At 46.8% G+C, this 18,236-nt stretch carries 19 protein-coding genes and 1 pseudogene; 2 read left to right on the forward strand and 18 right to left on the reverse strand.

Annotated features, from left to right (window positions below; genetic code table 11):
- Positions 1-126: 126 nt before the first annotated feature.
- The 18 genes and pseudogenes from CMR00_08160 to CMR00_08245 form a co-directional block, all read right to left on the reverse strand.
- Entirely contained in the window at positions 127-663 is a 537-nt protein-coding gene (locus CMR00_08160; protein ID PIO47846.1) for a hypothetical protein, read from the reverse strand.
- A 193-nt stretch (positions 664-856) separates the two neighbouring features.
- Positions 857-2,632, reverse strand: a complete 1,776-nt coding sequence (locus CMR00_08165; protein PIO47847.1) for a cytochrome c oxidase subunit I — start codon at positions 2,630-2,632, stop codon at positions 857-859.
- Between the two features lie 54 nt (positions 2,633-2,686).
- Positions 2,687-3,631, reverse strand: coding sequence for a cytochrome c oxidase subunit II (gene coxB / locus CMR00_08170; GenBank protein PIO47848.1), 945 nt, complete (start codon positions 3,629-3,631; stop codon positions 2,687-2,689).
- A 15-nt stretch (positions 3,632-3,646) separates the two neighbouring features.
- Complete coding sequence (locus CMR00_08175; GenBank protein PIO47849.1) at positions 3,647-4,489, reverse strand: hypothetical protein; 843 nt, start codon at positions 4,487-4,489, stop codon at positions 3,647-3,649.
- Positions 4,490-4,713: 224 nt separating this feature from the next.
- A complete protein-coding gene (locus CMR00_08180) occupies positions 4,714-5,217 on the reverse strand; it encodes a hypothetical protein (protein ID PIO47850.1) in 504 nt (167 codons plus the stop codon).
- Between the two features lie 51 nt (positions 5,218-5,268).
- Positions 5,269-6,465, reverse strand: a complete 1,197-nt coding sequence (locus CMR00_08185; GenBank protein PIO47851.1) for a hypothetical protein — start codon at positions 6,463-6,465, stop codon at positions 5,269-5,271.
- 9 nt (positions 6,466-6,474) lie between these two features.
- The gene (locus CMR00_08190) at positions 6,475-7,122 is read right to left on the reverse strand and encodes a quinol:cytochrome C oxidoreductase (protein PIO47852.1); all 648 of its coding nucleotides are present in this window, start codon (positions 7,120-7,122) and stop codon (positions 6,475-6,477) included.
- 3 nt (positions 7,123-7,125) lie between these two features.
- Entirely contained in the window at positions 7,126-7,824 is a 699-nt protein-coding gene (locus CMR00_08195) for a hypothetical protein (protein ID PIO47853.1), read from the reverse strand.
- A gap of 1 nt (position 7,825) precedes the next feature.
- A complete protein-coding gene (locus tag CMR00_08200; protein PIO47854.1) occupies positions 7,826-9,136 on the reverse strand; it encodes a hydrogenase in 1,311 nt (436 codons plus the stop codon).
- Between the two features lie 254 nt (positions 9,137-9,390).
- Positions 9,391-9,579 carry a hypothetical protein gene (locus tag CMR00_08205; protein ID PIO47855.1) on the reverse strand — a complete coding sequence of 63 codons (189 nt, stop codon included), beginning with the start codon at positions 9,577-9,579 and terminating at the stop codon, positions 9,391-9,393.
- 24 nt (positions 9,580-9,603) lie between these two features.
- On the reverse strand, positions 9,604-9,885 hold the full coding sequence (locus CMR00_08210; GenBank protein ID PIO47856.1) for a hypothetical protein: 282 nt from the start codon (positions 9,883-9,885) through the stop codon (positions 9,604-9,606).
- Positions 9,886-10,086: 201 nt separating this feature from the next.
- Positions 10,087-13,130, reverse strand: a pseudogene (locus CMR00_08215) (molybdopterin oxidoreductase).
- Positions 13,131-13,176: 46 nt separating this feature from the next.
- Positions 13,177-13,833 (reverse strand): cytochrome C, encoded by a 657-nt coding sequence (locus tag CMR00_08220; protein ID PIO47857.1) that lies wholly within the window; start codon positions 13,831-13,833, stop codon positions 13,177-13,179.
- A gap of 50 nt (positions 13,834-13,883) precedes the next feature.
- The gene (locus CMR00_08225) at positions 13,884-14,843 is read right to left on the reverse strand and encodes a protoheme IX farnesyltransferase (GenBank protein PIO47858.1); all 960 of its coding nucleotides are present in this window, start codon (positions 14,841-14,843) and stop codon (positions 13,884-13,886) included.
- 38 nt (positions 14,844-14,881) lie between these two features.
- Positions 14,882-15,121, reverse strand: a complete 240-nt coding sequence (locus CMR00_08230; GenBank protein ID PIO47859.1) for a hypothetical protein — start codon at positions 15,119-15,121, stop codon at positions 14,882-14,884.
- A 160-nt stretch (positions 15,122-15,281) separates the two neighbouring features.
- Positions 15,282-15,698: a hypothetical protein gene (locus CMR00_08235; GenBank protein PIO47860.1), complete on the reverse strand. Its 417-nt coding sequence runs from the start codon at positions 15,696-15,698 to the stop codon at positions 15,282-15,284.
- Between the two features lie 167 nt (positions 15,699-15,865).
- Positions 15,866-16,714: a hypothetical protein gene (locus tag CMR00_08240; protein ID PIO47861.1), complete on the reverse strand. Its 849-nt coding sequence runs from the start codon at positions 16,712-16,714 to the stop codon at positions 15,866-15,868.
- Positions 16,715-16,934: 220 nt separating this feature from the next.
- Complete coding sequence (locus tag CMR00_08245) at positions 16,935-17,408, reverse strand: hypothetical protein (protein PIO47862.1); 474 nt, start codon at positions 17,406-17,408, stop codon at positions 16,935-16,937.
- A 261-nt stretch (positions 17,409-17,669) separates the two neighbouring features.
- Between CMR00_08245 and CMR00_08250 the strand changes: the two genes are divergently transcribed.
- Positions 17,670-18,005: a hypothetical protein gene (locus tag CMR00_08250; GenBank protein PIO47863.1), complete on the forward strand. Its 336-nt coding sequence runs from the start codon at positions 17,670-17,672 to the stop codon at positions 18,003-18,005.
- Positions 17,873-18,226, forward strand: a complete 354-nt coding sequence (locus CMR00_08255; GenBank protein PIO47864.1) for a hypothetical protein — start codon at positions 17,873-17,875, stop codon at positions 18,224-18,226. The genes CMR00_08250 and CMR00_08255 overlap by 133 nt, the downstream gene beginning before the upstream one ends.
- The last annotated feature ends 10 nt before the right edge of the window (positions 18,227-18,236 follow it).

Consider the following 18,236-nt stretch of genomic DNA (forward strand, 5'->3'; position numbering starts at 1 on the left):
ACCTTTGCTTGCAAATTTAGTTTGTCTCATCAGTCACATTAGATTTCATCAAAAAATAAAAGGCAGCATTTGATGATGCTGCCTTTGGAGTTATGCTGCACACTTTTTTGCTGCGAGACTTAAAACTTAATTTACGGTTGTCAGCGGCATCTCGAAGCGCCCGTCCGTGATATTTCTTCTTACGGTTGCGCTAGTTGGACTTGTGCATCTAAAGCTGAACGTACCTGCAACCACTCGTGCCTGCGTGTCAAATCGCGTGAGGGTTAGAGTTCCAGCATTTGCTTCTGTCGTTACAAAACTCTGTACCTGACCTGATGTGTTCGTGCCGTATGTTGCAAATCCTTGACCGCTGCTGCCGACTGTACCAACTGCAACGAGCGTAAATGTTCCTGTACCCTGCACATTGCGGAGCGAAATGGTGATAGCAGACGATGGCGATGCGTCTCCTCTTGCACCATTGAGTGTAAGGTCACGCGTACTTGATGAATAAGCTGCTAAAGCTGTTGCTGCTGACCAGTCTTGTCCATCAACCTTTGCACTCATTGAACCAGTGCCAGTTTGTCCTGTGTTTCCACCAGAATTATCACTGGGATTACTGTTTTGTCCGCAACTCATGAGTAGGACGGATATCAGTGCTGCGAAAAGAAATTTATTCGTTTTCATAGTAGTGGAGAGTTAGATGTTTAATGGAAAATACCCGTTAAAAGTTCGGCACAAGGTTCAGCTAAAAACTGTTGCTAAAGAACTTCTATTGCCTATGTAGATGTGCAGCACTGGCAATCCTCCAATGAGTAAGAATAAGAAGGCGAGCGTTTAGACGCTCGCCTTTTTTGCAACGCATTTCAGCTTAATGGTATCAGTTGAAAGAACGAGTTGTTTCGTAGCGTTTGCCTTCTTGCTTTTCTATTTTTTCGTGCTCATGTTCATCTTTGAAATCTGGGTTGAAGGTTACAAGTCCGTCTTTATCCATCATGACACGGTCATAGTCGTAGCAGCCCCAGAGCATACGCGGGTTGCCCACGAAATTTTCTGTTGGTGGCGGCGAGGGAATCGTCCACTCTAAGCCCAAGGCATACCATGGATTTTTGGGTGCTGGTTTGCCTGCAAAGAGTGAGTGAATAAGATAAATTGCCATGACAATAAATCCTAATGCGAGTATCCATGTGCCGAATGTGGAGAGCATGTGCATGGTTTGATACTGGTCGAGATACGCATAGTAGCGACGTGGCATACCTTGCAAGCCCATGATGAACTGCGGGAAGAAAGTTACATTGAAGCCGATGAAAATCAATGCGGCTGAGACTGCAGCCCAGAATTCATCATACATTTTACCCCACATTTTTGGCCACCAGTAGTGCAAGCCTCCCAGAAATGCCATGACGGCACCGCCCATCATCACATAGTGAAAGTGCGCAACAACGAAATATGTGTCATGCAAATGGATATCAACGGAGAGCGTGCCTAAGAAAATGCCAGTTAGACCGCCGATGGTGAAAAGTGAAAGAAAGGCATGTGTGTAAAGCATTGGTGCCTGAAACGTTAGCGAGCCTCGATACATAGTTGCTATCCAGTTAAACACTTTTATCCCAGAGGGGATCCCCACCAAAAAGGTGAGGAAAGAAAAGATTGTGGAAGTCAGTTCAGACTGTCCGCTGGTGAACATATGATGTCCCCACACAAGGAAACTCACCAGTGCGATGGCGACGCTTGAAAATGCAATCGGTCTGTAGCCAAAAATTTTCTTATGCGAAAAGGTTGCAATCAGTTCGGAAATGATTGCCATCGCTGGCAAAATCATCACATAGACTACTGGATGCGAGTAGAACCAGAAGAAATGTTGATAGAGTACGGGGTCGCCGCCGAGAGCGGGGTCAAAGACGCCGATGCCAAATGCACGCTCAAAGATAAGTAAAAGCAGCGTAATGCCCAGTACAGGTGTTGCCATGACCTGAATTAGCGATGTGGCATACATGCCCCATACGAAGAGCGGCATATTGAACCATGTCATACCTGGGGCGCGCATCTTATGAATTGTCACGATGAAATTAATACCCGTAAAAATCGAAGAGAAGCCTAGAATAAACGCCCCCAGTGTCATTGAAATCACAGAGCCTTTTGTCTCTACGCTATATGGCGTATAAAATGTCCAGCCTGTATCGACACCGCCCGAGAGCAAGGAGTAGACGCAAAAGATTGCGCCGAAAAGATAGACGTAATAGCTTGCCAAGTTCAGTTTTGGGAACGCTAAATCTTTTGCGCCCAGCATCAGAGGCAACACAAAATTTCCGATGATTGCAGGAATGGATGGAACGATAAAGAGAAAGACCATAATTGCGCCGTGCAGCGTAAAGAGCTGATTATAGGTATCGGGTCCGACCAGCCCGCGCTTCATCACTTCAGCTTGCAAGCCTGCCCCGTGAAACCACAGCTCAAAGCGCAGTACAAGCGCATAGATACCGCCAACTAAGAAAAATGTCATCACTGTAAAGAGATACAGCAAGGCGATACGCTTGTGGTCGAGCGTGTAGATCCACGACCAAATCCCTTTCGGGGAGTTGAGATAATTTCTTGACACTTCACTTGATGTCGTTTTTACTGTACCTGCGACATCGGCTTGTTGCAATGCAGCCATTGTTTCCCTCCTTTATTGATTACTCCTTTTAATTTCAATAGCAAGCATATCTGCTTACTTAAGCGTCTTGATGAATTCAATAAGTGCATCAATTTGTTTGTCCTTCAATAAGCCTTGGTAGGTTGGCATTACAGGCTGATAGCCTGCGACCACTTTCGCATTTGGTTCAAGAATTGATTGGCGGATGTAGTTTTCATCGACCAAGACTTCTGAGCCATCTGCCATCTTATGCTTTTTGCCAAAAATGCCTTTCCAAGTCGGACCAGTATTTGCGCTGCCATCAATGCTGTGACAAGTCGCGCAGGCTTTGGACACATAGAGTTTTGCACCAAACTCCTCAGGTGCCATTTTGCCTCCGCTTTCAGCTTCTTCCAGCCATTTCCTGTATTCTGCTTCGGTCTTGACATGCACTTTGCCAATCATTCCAGAGTGGCTTGTGCCACAGTATTCGGCGCAGAAAATGTCGAACGATCCTTCCTGTGTCGGTGTGAAAGAAATGGTCGTGTAGCGGTTTGGCACAGCGTCCATCTTGATGCGAAATGCCGGCACATAGAAACTGTGAATTACATCTGTGGAAGAAATCAGTGCTTTGATGGGTTTGCCAACAGGCACAACAAGTTCATTGACACTATTTGTCCCGTTCGGGTAATCAAACGCCCAGAACCATTTTTTTCCTGTTATTTTGATTTGCATGGAATTTGCAGGTATCACGCGCATATCCATATAGGAGCTGAATCCCCAGAAGAAAATCATAATGACGAGCACTGTCGGAATCAGCGTCCAAATAATTTCTAAGCGACTGTTATGCGAAATCGAAGATGTGAAGGTAGGTTTTTCACTTTTACGTCGATATTTCCAGAGGTAATACAGTGAGACCAGCGTTACGGCAACGAAAAGAATTGCACTTGCATTGGCAATGAAGACAATCAGTGAGTCAACTTCACGTGCAACGGTTGAGGCTTCAGGCGGTACCCAACTGGTTGATACTTTTGGATTCATAATGCTGCTTTCGGTTTAATTCGTTGGAAGATCTACACTCGGTTTTCCGTTGCGTGCATGCCTGCGGCTTTCACGCATCCAGAATGAGCCTACCACAATCGTTAAGACGATGATTGTCAAGACACCGCCCAGACGCATAATGTTCATAGCGACGGGCACATAACTTCCGGCACTTGCGTCGTAGTGGAAGCAAGAGAGAATCAGCCTATCTATCGTTGAGCCAATTTTCCCCTGCGCAGCTTCAATGAGACCTAGTTTCAAATCAAAATTTTTGTAATTGATGCCATAGACATAGCGCGTAATTTTGCCCTCAGGGGAAAGCAACATAATCACCGCAGGATGAGCATATTCATCGCGCTTGTTGTCATAGAAATACTTGAACCCCACGGCGTCCGCTAGCGCTCTTGAGTGCTCTGATGCACCTGTCAGGAAGAACCATCCTTCTTCTACGCCGGGCTTACCAAAGACTTCTTTGTAGCGCGTCTTTTTTGCCGCTGCAAGCTCTGCGGTCTCTCGGCTATCAATACTGACCGTGAGAATCATGTAATCTTTACCCAAAACAAGGTCAAGTGTTTTAGCAGATTCTGCCACGCTATTCAACACCATATTGCACAGCATTGGACAGCGGTAATACGCCATCACCAAAATAATTGGCTTACCTTTGTGCAGATAATCGCTGAGTTTGACAGCTTTGCCTGTCTCATCCTGAAAACTCAAGTCTTCTGGAATAGTCTCTCCTAGATGCTCAACAACATCAATACCTTGTAAGGCTCTTGGCTTTTCCTCAATGAGTTGTGCTTGCGCGCTGCATGCGTAGCTTAAGCCCAAGAGCACCATGTAGAGCGTTCGTTTTATCATCTTATTCTTTTATTCTTGTTCTTTTTCAATCGCCTTCTTCATTTTCTGGCTTTGTGAACTTTCTTGCAATCGTAATGCCAAGCAGTCCGAGTCCTAGGACAACTGTAGTTAGCACGACCATAAAAAAGAGTGTCGATAACATGCTTTGCTTTTTGTTCGCTGCCCTTCGGTTGTGGAACTTTGGTCTCTGTTACTTTGCAAGCGTTATTTTCTCTTAGCTTAATTTATTTCTGGATTACTCTCTTGGTCTCACTTGTCGAGAAATTGACCTTAGGCACGTTGTCTTTTTCTTTGCTTTCTACGCTAGCCGACTGCGCCTCAAGCATGGCTTTCTTTTTCTGGTAGGCTTCATCGGTGAGAATTTTCATTGCTTCACTAATTGGAATTTGGTAAAGGCCTTTCTTTTCATCGATCACTTTGTAACTATTCAGTGCGCCTTCTTCGCGTTGACGCACATCGCGCAAGAGATTCGATTCAGGCTTTAGGGCGTTTTCTAACATCTGCTGCTCACGGCTGATGATAAAGTATTGCGAGATTGCAAACATTATGATCCCCACGAGAATCGTACCGATGATAAAGGAGCCAATAATCCGCCCGCCATTGACGTCTTCACGCTCATAGTCGATTTCCAATTTTTCGAAAATTTCATCTGGGCGCAAAGGGGCGTTTTGTTGCGCTTCTTTGCTAAGATTTTCCGACGCTTGCTTTCTTTCTTGCATTTCAATCATGCTTTGTTCTCCTTTGCGGCAAATTTTTCAATTAGTTAAACTTTTCATCTCCTATTGATGAAACTCCAGCGAAAGTTTGAGGCGTGCGTCACCAATTGGTAAAAGTGGCGTTGAGGTTAGGCGTTGCCAGAAGAACCAAAGGCAGACACCGCCAACACCGAGGAATGTCGCTAGGTGCATCCATGAGAGATGTACGCCATGCGCTGCATGTTCGCCACCGTGCGCACCGTAGTTTGGCATCACAAGCCAGAACAGATCGACAAACTGCATAAAGAGCATCCATGCGGAAATAAGGCGCATAAAGGTAAGATTGCGCTTTGCTGCGCGTGGCAGCAGTGAAAAGAACGGAATGGCAAAGTGCCCAATCACTAAGAACATGGAGACATACTCCCAGCCGTGTTCCCAGCGATGCTTGTAGAAAATGGTCTCTTCTTCAATGTTGCCATACCAGATGAGCATAAACTGCGAGAAAGCAATGTAAGCCCAAAAGACCGTGAAGCCGAACATCAATTTGCCCATATCGTGATAGTGCTCGACTTTGATTTCGCGTGCTAGCACACCATTTGCACGCAGATAAAGTGAAAAGAACACGATGAAAGCCAGGGTCGACCACCATGCTCCAGCGAAGATATAGACACCGAAGATGGTCGAATACCAGTGCGGGTCTAACGACATCACCCAATCCCATGCGGCAAAGGTTAGTGAGAGCGCAAAGAGCAGAATGCCGGGGGCGCTAATGGCTTTGAATGTGGCACGATGTTTTTCGTTGTAGCCTTTGTCTTGATCGAGCGATGTTTTGTAGAGTGAGTATGCCAGTGCGGTCCAGATAGCAAAATAGATGAAGGCGCGTGCAAGGAAAAATCCTGTGTTGAGCCAACCGGCTTTGTGCTGCAAGGTTTTGTCTGCTGCGACGGCTTCAGCATGCGACCAGTGATAGAGGTCATGAATTCCAAGCCCGATTGGGATGAAGAGAATCGCCATGACGGGAATGGTAATCATCAGTGATTCAGAGATGCGGCGGAACACCGTGCTCCAATCTGCACTGACAATATGATGCAGCATGGTGAAAAAGAGGCTACCGAGTGAAATGCCGAGCCAAAAACAATAGGCGACAAGATAAGCGTGGAAAAATTCGGTGCGGTTTATTGCAAAACCAACGGCACAGGCTGCAAGTCCTGCACAGCCTACACCCAGAGCAATTTTTCCAAAGCCGTTATCTTTGATAATTCTGAATTCTTGAACGCTCATAGGTTCTCCTTATTGCTTGATAAGTTCTTTACGCACGTTTTCGGGCACATCGGCGATGTTAGCATGCTGCGCGCGTTGCAGAGCACGAATGTAAGCCACAATCGCCCAGCGATCTGCCACTGAAATCTGATGCTTGTAGCCTGCCATGTTTCTAATCCCATTTGAGGCTACAGCAAAGAGATGACCATCGGGCACGGTGAGCAAGCGTGGCTCATGCAAGTTTGTTGCCGGCACGATGTATCCGCCCTGTGTTGCACGTTCTACTACAATGCCTTTGCCATCACCTACGCGGCTATGGCAGGGCGCACAGTAGATGTTGTAACGCTGCTGACCGCGCTGTAAAAGTTCCATTGTTAGGTCAACTGGCATTACTTTGACGGTATCGCCGGTTTTACTGATGCCTGTATAATAGACGCTGTTTTCACGCAAGCCACCGCGTGCGACTGTGCCTGCCACAGGAATACGCATCGCTAAACCATCTTCGAAAAACTCGCTCTTTCGAAATGGCTTCATTTTTTCTTGCGTATCCATATTTGGGTTTGGGTGAATCGGCGGGTTTTCACTGGGTAGACCGCGTACGCCGCAGCCCGCCACTGTCATCACTATAATCCACGCGCCGACAAGCACCAGCACTGACAACTTATGCTTTGCAAACATTTTTCATTTTACTGCCTCCATCTTTTGGCTTGCCACTTTTTCGACTTCCGATTCTTCAATCGGACGATGTACGATTTCTATGTTTTTGCCCCCAATGCTCTCAAAGAATGCCTTGATTTCTTTGACATTGAACTTTTTGTCCCACATAAAAATCGCAATAAAGAAACCATCGTCAGTTGCTTTTGCCGTAAAGCGCTCGGAGTAGAACATCGGATGGAAAAAGCGGGGCATTTTGTTGAGGTAGAACATACCGATAATTGCGGCAAAGGCTGAGGTGAGTACCATCAATTCAAACATGACCGGCACAAACGCAGGCAGACTGAAATACGGCTTACCTGAGAAGACCAGCGGATAATCCACTGCGTTTGTCCACCACTGCAGCCAAATCGCAAAAAGAAAGCCGCAGAATCCGACGCCAAAGACGATAAACCCAAGTGGCGAACGCTTTAGTCCCATGGCTTCATCCATTCCATGGATTGGGAAAGGAGAATAGCACTCAAAGCGGTCATAGCCAGCCTCACGCACTTTTTCAGCGGCGCGCAAGAGTTCTGCAGGATTATCGAACTCTGCTAGCACAGCTTCGGCTTCAGCTTCAATTAAAATCTGACGTGCTTCATCTTTGACTGATTCTGCTTTGCGCTTGAGTTCTTCGAGCGTTTGCACGCCACCGTTTTGCGTAGGTTGATTGTGAATTTCGTTCATCTTAGTGTCCTCCTTTCGCGGCAAGTTCGGCTTCTTGCTTGTGTGCCTTACTCTCTTGTCTATGTGGTTCATGGTGTCCATCGTGGTGCTGTCCATATCCTTCCCAGTGTGGATTAGCTTGTGGCAAAACACCTTTCACTTCAAACATTGCGATCATGGGCAAGAAGCGCAGAAAGAGCAGAAACAGCGTCATAAACACACCCAGCGAACCGACAAAGGTCATCACATCAAAGATGGTTGGATTGTAGTATTTCCAGCTTGAGGGCAAAAAGTCTGTTGAGAGTGAGGTTACGGTAATGACGAACCGCTCAAACCACATTCCGATATTGATGAGAATGGAAGCAACGAACATGACGGGAATGTTCTGACGCAATTTCTTGAACCAGAAGACTTGCGGCACGACCACGTTGCAGAAAATCATAGACCAATACGCCCACGCATAAGGACCTGTTGCGCGTTTGATGAAAATCGAGGCTTCATATTCGTTGCCGCTATACCATGCAATAAAGAACTCACAGCCGTACGCATAACCGACCATCATGCCAGTTACCAGCATAATGATGTTCATTTTCTCCAGATGCTGCATGTTGATGATGGCTTGCATTTTGGGATAGACGATGCGTGCCAAGACAGCCAGTGTCATTACCATTGCAAAGCCGGAGAAAATGGCGCCTGCAACGAAGTAAGGCGGGAAGATTGTCGTGTGCCAGCCGGGCAAGATACTGGAAGCAAAGTCAAACGAGACGATGCTATGCACGGAGAGCACGAGCGGTGTCGACAACCCTGCTAAAATCAAATAGGCTTTTTCGTAGTGTTTCCACTGACGATTGCCGCCACGCCAGCCCATGGCAAAGAAACCCAGAATGTATTTACGCAGTCCGGGTTTTGCACGATCGCGTAGCGCTGCCAGGTCAGGAATTAAACCAACATACCAGAAAAGCAGCGAGACGGTAAAGTATGTCGACACGGCAAACACGTCCCACATGAGCGGTGAGCGGAAGTTGGTCCACATCTGCATCTGGTTGGGCACTGGAAAGAGCCAATAATCTAGCCACTGCCGTCCTGTATGCAGCGAGACAAACGTTGCGGCACAAATCACCGCAAAGATAGTCATTGCTTCAGAGAAGCGGTTGATCGATGTGCGCCATTTCTGACGAAACAGAAAGAGCACCGCAGAAATCAGCGTACCAGCATGACCGATACCGACCCACCAGACAAAGTTGGTGATATCCCACGCCCAGCCGACGGTTGTGTGATTACCCCAGATGCCGATGCCTTTGAAAATGAGATAGACAATTGTGCCTAACCACATCAGCGCCGCAGCAAAGGAAATCCCAAACGCAATCCACCATGCCTTCGCGCGGGATTTTCTGTCACTTCGCCCACATCTTGCGTAATCGTGTGGAAGGTCGGGTTGTTTTCAATCAGCGGCTTATCAAGAGCTTCTTGCCGCTTTCTTTCTTCCACTGCTGTAGTACTTGCTTGCATAACGCTTTTCGTTTGAACGGTTCAGTGAAACTTTGCTTTCTTGTTTGCTTGAATGTTCATTTGTCTCTCTGCCCTCAATCAGTATTCATCTTTTGAGACTTTGACTGGGCGCGACGGCTTGGAATCTTTTGCTGGTTGCCTATCGCTCATATTCTCGAGCTTTGGATTGTCGTGCATGCGCTTAAATTCCAGCAGTGAAAAAACGATTCCACCAATGAGCAGAATGGTGATAATCGTCCCGAACACCACTAACGCTGTATCGCTCATCTTGCCCGCCCTCCTTCGGTTTGGTTAATCTTGATTTATTGGTGTTCTCGTTACAATGCTTCGGAAATAAAGCCCGAGCGAGATGCTGCCTACGACCCAAATGCCGACAATCTGTCCCGCATCTTGATTGTTTTCAATGAACCAGAGATAATTGCCAAACGCATAGGCAATGATGACCGCGCCAAGAAAGAAGTAGTCAAAGACGCGAATGCTCTTTGGGTTCATCTCTTGCAAGGCAAAGAAAATCCCGATGCAGGCAAGGAGCGTGACCACAAGACCAGCTATCAAAATCATCTGATTATCCATAGCCCTACTCCTTTGGCATAGTGGTTGCAATGTTTCGGAAATAAATCCCCATCACGAGATTTGTTGGCACCCAGAGGCTGACAAAGAGCGCTTCATTGAACTTACCACTCAGTAGCAATACATTTGCCAGCACAAATGCGACCAGTGCTGATAGCATAAAAAAAGATGTCGGAACGGCGTAGCATACTTCTCTCCTTCTCTCTATGCTTTTTGTTGTTCAAGTTCGGGATTCGGATTGCGCAGTTTAGCCAGATAGGTCGTTCTCGGCTTGACATTCAACTCACCGAGAAGTGCATAGTTGCGGTTCTGCGCTTTGATTTGCGAGACCTTGCTGTTTGGATCTCTGATATCGCCAAAGACGACGGCTTGCGTTGGGCACACTTGCTGACAGGCTGTCATGATTTCACCGTCGACTACTTCTCGACCTTCATTTTTAGCCATAATCTTCGTTGTCTGAATGCGATGTACACAGTAGGTACATTTTTCCATCACACCGCGCGAGCGTACAGTTACCTCCGGGTTCATCGCCATTTTCGTGATTTCAGGAATCTCACGGTTCCAGACCACATTATCATTTTGATAGTTGAAGTAATTGAAACGGCGCACTTTGTAGGGGCAGTTATTGGCGCAGTAACGCGTGCCGATGCAACGGTTATAGACCATCGTATTTAGCCCTTCTTGATCATGCACGGTTGCTATGACTGGGCAGACTTGTTCGCATGGGGCATTTTCACAATGCTGACAAGCCACAGGTTGATAGACAATTTCAGGCATATCGCCTTCGCCCGAGAAATAGCGGTCAATGCGAATCCAGTGCATGTGCCGACCTTTCGCCGTTTGCTCTTTGCCGACTACCGGCACATTGTTTTCGCTCTGACAGGCTACCACGCACGCATTGCAACCAATACACGCATTGAGGTCAATCGTCATGCCCCATTGATGCCCTTCATCAAATTTGTAAGGCGATTCGTAGAGCTTCGATGGGGGATATTTCGTCAGATGCGCATCCACAAAGTCAGGCTTTTGCTGATACTCTGCAAGTGTGCCTTCAATGACAATCGTTCGTCCTTCCATGTAACCGTAATACTGCGTGGAAGCCACCAGCATGGTTTTGCCTGTTTTTACAACTTCCACGCCTGAGCAAAAGTCCATAGCATCGCTGGTACGCACGGCATAGACATTTGCACCTACACCGTTACCGACGCGCCCTACCCTTTCACGACCATAGCCTAAGGCGACGGTAATTGAGCCGTCAGCATGTCCAGGCACAATCCACACCGGCAGCTCAACTTCGCGCCCTCTCACACGCAGCTTAATGACTTCGCGCTGTGTTTCATCTAAATTGAACTTCCATTTCAAGCCAAGTTGTCGCGCGGTCTCTTGGCTCATGAGCGCGGCATTATCCCAGCAGATTTTGGTAATGGCTTCGGGCATTTCATGTAGCCAAGCGTTGTTGGCATATCGCCCGTCAAAGGTCGCCGTTGAAGGCTGAAAGCAGAGTTCAAGCCCTTTGGTCTCAGCATCAAACGGCTTTTGTGAGAACATCTGAGCAAGCTCTGCCGTGTTCAGCGTTGGCACAATAGGTTGTGCAGCACTGTTTTCAATGATACCATCATGCAACGCCTTTCGCCAGAAGTCTTCAAAGGCAAGCCCACTTAGCCCAGTGTGTTTTTGCCATGTCTCCTGCGTGAGTGCATAACCTTTGGCATCGACACCTGTGGTAATTAGGTTTAAGACCTCAATGGGTGAGCGCGTATCAAAAAGTGGTGCAATAAGCGGCTGGATGAGGCTTGCTGTACCATCTGCAGCGCGTGCATCACCCCAAATTTCCAAGAAGTGTGCTCTCGGCAAATGCCATGTGGTCAGTGCTGATGTTTCATCATTGTGATAACTAAGGTGAATCGAAGTTTTGACTTTCTTTAAGGCACCCTTGAAGTCCAAATCGGCTGGGGCGTTGTAGACAGGATTGCCGCCTAATATGACTAATGTTTCAACTTGACCTTCATGGATTGACTTCACGAATTTTCCAAATTCACTTCGGCTCGGCAGTGCAGCGTCTTTGAAGGGGACAAATGACAGTGTCTTGCCCAAATTTTCCAGTCCTGCGTTAATTGCAATCGCCAGAGCGTGCACAGGTGCCGGTTGTTCTCTGCCCACCACAACGAGCGATTTACCTTTGTTTGCAATCAGGTCTTTTGCCACAGCTGCAATCCACTTCTTGTCAAACTCCATTTGTGGTGCGCTCAGTGCAGCTGACCCGGCAATCGCCACACCTTGATTTTTGAGCTCTATCGCTAAGGCAGCTAAGAACGCCCCGATGTGTCTTGACTGCATGCGCAAGCGATGATCCGCCATCGCTCCTGTTGCACTGAAAGCGTTTTCAACGACATAGAGCCGATTCATCGTATCTTTTTCCGAGCTTACCCGTCGTCCGTCAATGAACGCACGTGCATTTACAATGCTTTCGGATTCTTTAAGCAAGAAATCTGCATCGAGTGCCAAAATGACCTGCGCGTTGCGGAAGTTGTAAATTGGTCGTAGCCTTTCACCTGTTGCCACGCGCACACCTTCGAAGATGTTTTCATCGCTGATGGGTTCGTACGCCACGACTTCTGCTTGTGGAAAGGCTTTGAGACACTCACTCATCAAGCGCGCCTGTGTTGGTGAGGCAAACGATTCAGTCAGAATCGCCAAGCCTTGTCCTTTGTTCTCGACATAGCGCAAGAGTTCATTGCGCCAAAATTCGGTGAAGGCTTCCCACGACTGCTTTTCACCTGCTTTGAGCACATACTGCGAGCGATCTGGGTCATAGAGATTCAGGATTTCTGCTTGCGTAAACGCACTGCCTGCTCCCAAGCTGGCTGGATGTTTTTCATTGCCCTCGATTTTGTTAGGTCTGCCTTCGTAGCTGCGCACTAACAAGCCATAAGCGGAAAGCCCAAAGGGCATTGTAGTTGCATAGTACTGTGCAACACCGGGCGTGATATCTTCGGGAGCTTTGACATAGGGCACAATTTTCTCAACAGGCGACGGCAACTGGCAAGCCCTGCTAAAAGCAACGACGCGCCCATAATGGTGAGAAACTTGCGACGCGAAATCGGATCGCTCATCTCCACAGCACTCTCGGGGAATTCTCGCTCTACCCACTCTTGAAACTCTGGTGAATTAGCCTCTTCTTCAAGAGCGCGCCAATATCTTTTGCCTGTGTGCGGCGTCTCTATTTTAGGTCGTGGCGTGCGTTTCATACTTCAAAACTTGGTTTGATTTTCTAACAACTTCCTATGTGCCTCTTTATCGATGGCATGCCGAACACTCCGTCGGCGGATTGATCTTGCGCTTAGCTTTAAGTTCCGAGACAAATTCTGTATGATTTGTTGGCACAACCCAATTCATATTCGTTACTTCGTTGACTGGTCGCAGATGCGGATCAGGATTTCGATGACAATCCAAGCACCAGCCCATAGAGAGCGCTTCTACTTGCATCACACCACGCTCATCCATCTGCGCGACATTGCCGTGGCAGCTCTGGCATCCGATACCGACATTGACATGCACACTGTGGTTGAAATACGCATAGTCTGGCACTTTGTGCACTTTGATCCATTCGATTGGCTTGCCTGTGGTCCAGCTCTCACGCACCTTCAAGAGCTTTTCACTGTTCGGCAGCACATGCTTTTCGTGGCAGTTCATGCAGGTCTGTGTCGATGGCACGCTGGCATTTGCGGCTTTTTCAACGGTTGTGTGGCAGTAGCGACAATCCATGCCCAAGTCACCTGCATGCAGTTTATGACTATACGGTACTGGCTGTTTGGGACGGTAGCCTACATCCAGCGCTTTAGGCGACCAGTAATACCAAATCAACAGCACGACCAGCACCAAGCCCCCAACAGTTCCAATTGCAAAGACCGTTGGAAATTTGTTGAGCCATCGCGGAAATAACTGCGCCATATGAAACTCCTCAGATAGGTTATTTCTAATTTGTTAGCGTCTTTAATACCTTAGCTCCAGAGCAAATGCGTTGCTGTGCTACTTGCAATCAGTGCTGCAAATAGCCCGAAGAGATAGACAATAGAATACCCAAACAGGGCACGCACTGCTTCTTTGGTGCGATGTCTTCGTGCACCAAGCGTTTTCTTAACATAGAGCACACCAAGCCCCAGCGCCACAGCACCGAAGACATAGCTCTCAATGACAATTGCTAAAGCTACTGTTACACCGATTGTAATGAAAGTGTAAATCAGAATTTGCCGCATGGTCTCGTCGTCGCCTTTTACCACGGGCATCATTGGATAATTGACTTTCAAGTAATCTTCTTTGCAAAAAATCGCTAATGCCCAGAAGTGCGGAGGTGTCCAAAAAAACACAATTGCAAACAGCAGATAGGCTTCTAGCGCAACATTACCTGTTATAGCTGCCCACACCCCAATAGGCGCCATTGCGCCAGCCGCGCCACCGATGACGATGTTTTGTGGAGTTGTCGGTTTGAGCCAAAGCGTGTAGAAAAATCCGTAAAAAAGAATCGTCCCTGTCGTAATGAGCGCGCTAAGCCAATTAAAGGCAAGAGCGAAAATGCCGATACCCACCGTTGCAATAATGACAATAAAGCCAAGGGCTTGATTTGGTGTGAGTTTGCCTTGCGGCAACGGACGGCGCAATTTGGTACGTGCCATCTGCGCATCGACATTGCGCTCAAAGTATTGATTGAGCGCATTTGCTGCCCCACCTGTGAGATAGACTGCAAAGAGAATGAGCGCAAACTGCAGTGGATCGTGCAGCACACTGCCTTCCAAGCACAGTGCTACAGCTGCCGATAAGACAACCAGCAGCATAATTGTTGGCTTTGTTAAGAGCAGCAGACTTTTCAGCACTTCACCAACTGATTGGTGCGGTCTGCTCTCTTTTTGTGCAACCTTTGCAACCTTATTTAATTCCTTTAATTCCATGTTTGCATTGCACATTACTTATCATCAGGCACTGCATCTTGATGATGATAGTCTCAAACAGATTTATGTTTGAGTCTGCTTGTCTTGAAAAATGTAGGAAAGAGCAAATGTACTTGCTTTGCTTGGTGTGTAGAAAAATGTGCAATGTTAGCGCTTAGAGAAAGGTACTTTGGGATTTCAGATGTTGCGTGTCTTGGGGCTTGCACACACCCACTGTAGCGGGTTGCGCTTTCCCAGAAGCTAAAGCTAACTGGGTTGCCAAATTCAGCGTGAGTGTTGCAAAGAGACTTCATACTACTACAGTTCATTTTTACTGTGCTCACTTGCGTAAAGCGATACTTCTGCTTTAACCTGCGCGGTGCGCGTGTGTTCATTTTTATTTTAGAACTGATGAATAATAGCAAAAAGTCTTTAACGATACAAGAAAAAAATTAGGATGCCGTGTGTTAGCTATTACGATTGCTCTTCATCATCCAATTCATCGAGCTGAAGTTTTTCGCGGTGCTTGCGTAGTTCGGTGCGTCGCAGCCGTGCCTTCGTCCAGTTCTGTGTTCTGACAAAGCGATAGATGCCGTAGAGTGCCAGCACCGCTGCAAGCGTTGTGCCATACTGTTCTGTGATAGGATTACGTCCAAGTTGGAAGTAGACACCAATCGCCAGTGCAAAAAAGAGCACAGCAAAGCCATAGCCTGTAATTTCTGTGAAAGTCAGTCCGCCAAAGATGGTGCGACTTTTGTTGCGCTCACGAATCTTTGCACCAATGCTGCCTTTTTCAGGCAAGTAAATTTTTTCATCATCTGAATCTGCTGCGCCGTTTTTTTGCGCGCTGCCATTTCGTGGATAGTCTTCTCTTTCTCTTTCCTCGTTCATAGCTTTTTTAATCGCTTCGGTTTGAGTTTAGCAAAGTGCCAATAAGTTAGTGCATTTCAAGAGCAATTTCTACCTGGCTGCGCGGGCGCTAAAACAATACAGACAAGGATTGTTGCCGTGTCTCTGAACAAAGGGCTTGCAAAGCATGTGCTTCTTCAAGGCGAAGCTTAGTTCTTTCCTTTCATTAACGCAGGCAGGGCACGTTTTGGTGCTGGTGTAGGTTTGCGCAACAGCGATCGCAGTGAATCTTGCTGATTGCTTTGCGACACAAGAAAGGGCGAGCGAATGTCAGATTGCTTGATGCGCACGAGCACATAAAACAACTCATCTTTCACAGCATTCCATCGCTCTAACACCTCAAGGTTTTTTAGTTGAAACTTGAGTTTCAGTGCTGTTGCAGTCTCATAGAGTCGCTCACGCGCAATGTTGCTCTCTCGAGCCAGACGAATCGAGTAGAACTTGGCAACTGTATTGGTCATAATGGCAAAAAAGGCTTGCTCTTCAGCAGTTTTCCATGCGTCGTTTTTATTGCCTTGCGACGTATAAAACCCTACGCCATAAGCGTATCCATTTTCTATCCAAAACCGCTTTTTAATCCAGTCAGGCTCTGGCAACTTTGAAATATCTATGAAGTTTCTTGGCACATCGATAGCTGAATCCAGTGAGAACAGGCAAGCCATGTCACGCCGTGCTACACTTGTAATAAAGCAATCGACTCGCTGCAGTCTTTCTTGAACTGTTTGCAACAGACTATCAGGGAAGTAGTAGTAATAGTCGCTCTCGATTAAGAAGCGGTCGTCATTCTCATTGGTATAGACAATGTATTTGCCATCTGCAATACACTCTTGATAGACGCAATACATGCGTGCACCATCAATTTCAGCTGGGGTACGGTTGTATGTAAACCCTATAACATGATGAGGATATCGTGCTGGATAAAGAAACCACTCAGGATAGACTTGGGCTTGCAGCCCCAGAGGCAAGAGCCAAGCGGATAGCAGCAGCAGGTACTTCATACAACAACTGGTTAGAGAGATTGGCAGGAAGCGACTTGTTCATGCCCCTCAAAAAAGAAGGGCGAAGGTTTGCTTCGCCCTCCGACTTTGTGCCCTATCTTACTTACTATCGTATTCCGCCATTTCTTTTTCGAGTTCTTTGTAGGCTTGTGATGCGCGGAATCTCTCGTAGAGCTTAGGATTAGTTTTTGTTTGATCAATGATTGATTGATTAAGCATATCAGGATCCATTCCATAGACCACATAGACACGATATTGTCCGTCCTTCTTTTTGTAGGCTTTTTGGCGGAGCGAGCTTCGTTGCGCCTTGCAAAACATTCTTACTGCTGACTTTCATGACATTGGTAAAAGCTTCGTTGATTTCAGGACCACCTGCTGAGGTATTGCCTTGAATTTCTTCCGCAAACTTTTTGGTCAGGGTTTGCACTTTGGCTTCATAGCGCTCTGAGATTTTGCGCTGGCACTCCATCACAGCTTTTTGCTCTGCAAAATCTTGGCGTGGTGACTCAGAGTAAGCGACTTCTGCAATACCTCCCTTTTTGTTGATGGTTTCAGCGAGCGTATACAGTTCAGGCGCCATCTGCTTGACTTCAGTAAATTCGTCTTCGGCTTGCTTGGCTGCGCCACCGCCACCACAACCGATTACTGACACAGTAATTGACGAGACAAGAAGAAGCGAAAGAAACACTCTCATTGGAAAATCCTCCTATGGAATTAGTTGCTAATTTTACAAAGACTACGATTACAAGCTTACAAAGACAATCCTGCTGTTTTAGCAGTTCGTTCAAATATACGCTCTTTCCGATGCGGAAAAAAGTAACTCCGCACAACCTTTCTCGACAAAACTTCGTAAAGTTCGTACTTATTCAGATGTCGTTTGCAGTCGTATAGACACAGGTGGGGCTTGAAGAAAGCCTAAAAATTTGCTACTTTCACGGCTCAAAATTTATACGCAATGCCTCGCATTACGCTTGCAATAGGGCTCTTAGGAATTTTGCATTTATGCGTTGCGTGCGACACGCTGCTTGCTCAACAAAAAATAGGATTTATTGACTCGCAAGTTATCATTGATGCTCTGCCCGAAGCACAAGATGCAAAGCGCAAGTTAGAGGCACTCTCTAACGAGTGGCAGGCTGAGATTAAAAGAAACGCGAAAACTTGGAGAGACTTTTTCAAGACTACCGCACGCGCGAAATTCTTTACACTGATGAAATCAAGAAGCAAAAGCAGAATGAGCTGCTTGCTGCAGAGAGAGAAATTTCAGAGTATCAAAATCAAAAATTTGGCGTAGATGGAGAATACTTCCGCAAGCAATCGGAATTGATGCGACCCATTCAAGACCGAATTTTTGCTTCGCTCAAGGAAGTTGCAACAGCGGAAGGATATGACTTCGTTTTTGATAGAGCTTCAGATACACTTCTGCTCTACGCTAACGAAGAACATAATTTGACCAAGAAAGTTTTGGAGAAAGTCTCAAGCACGTTTCGTCGCACTTCACAATCTAATCGCTAATGCGAAGTTC

It is taken from the genome of [Chlorobium] sp. 445 (assembly GCA_002763895.1).
Taxonomy (GTDB): Bacteria; Bacteroidota; Chlorobiia; order Chlorobiales; family Thermochlorobacteraceae; genus Thermochlorobacter.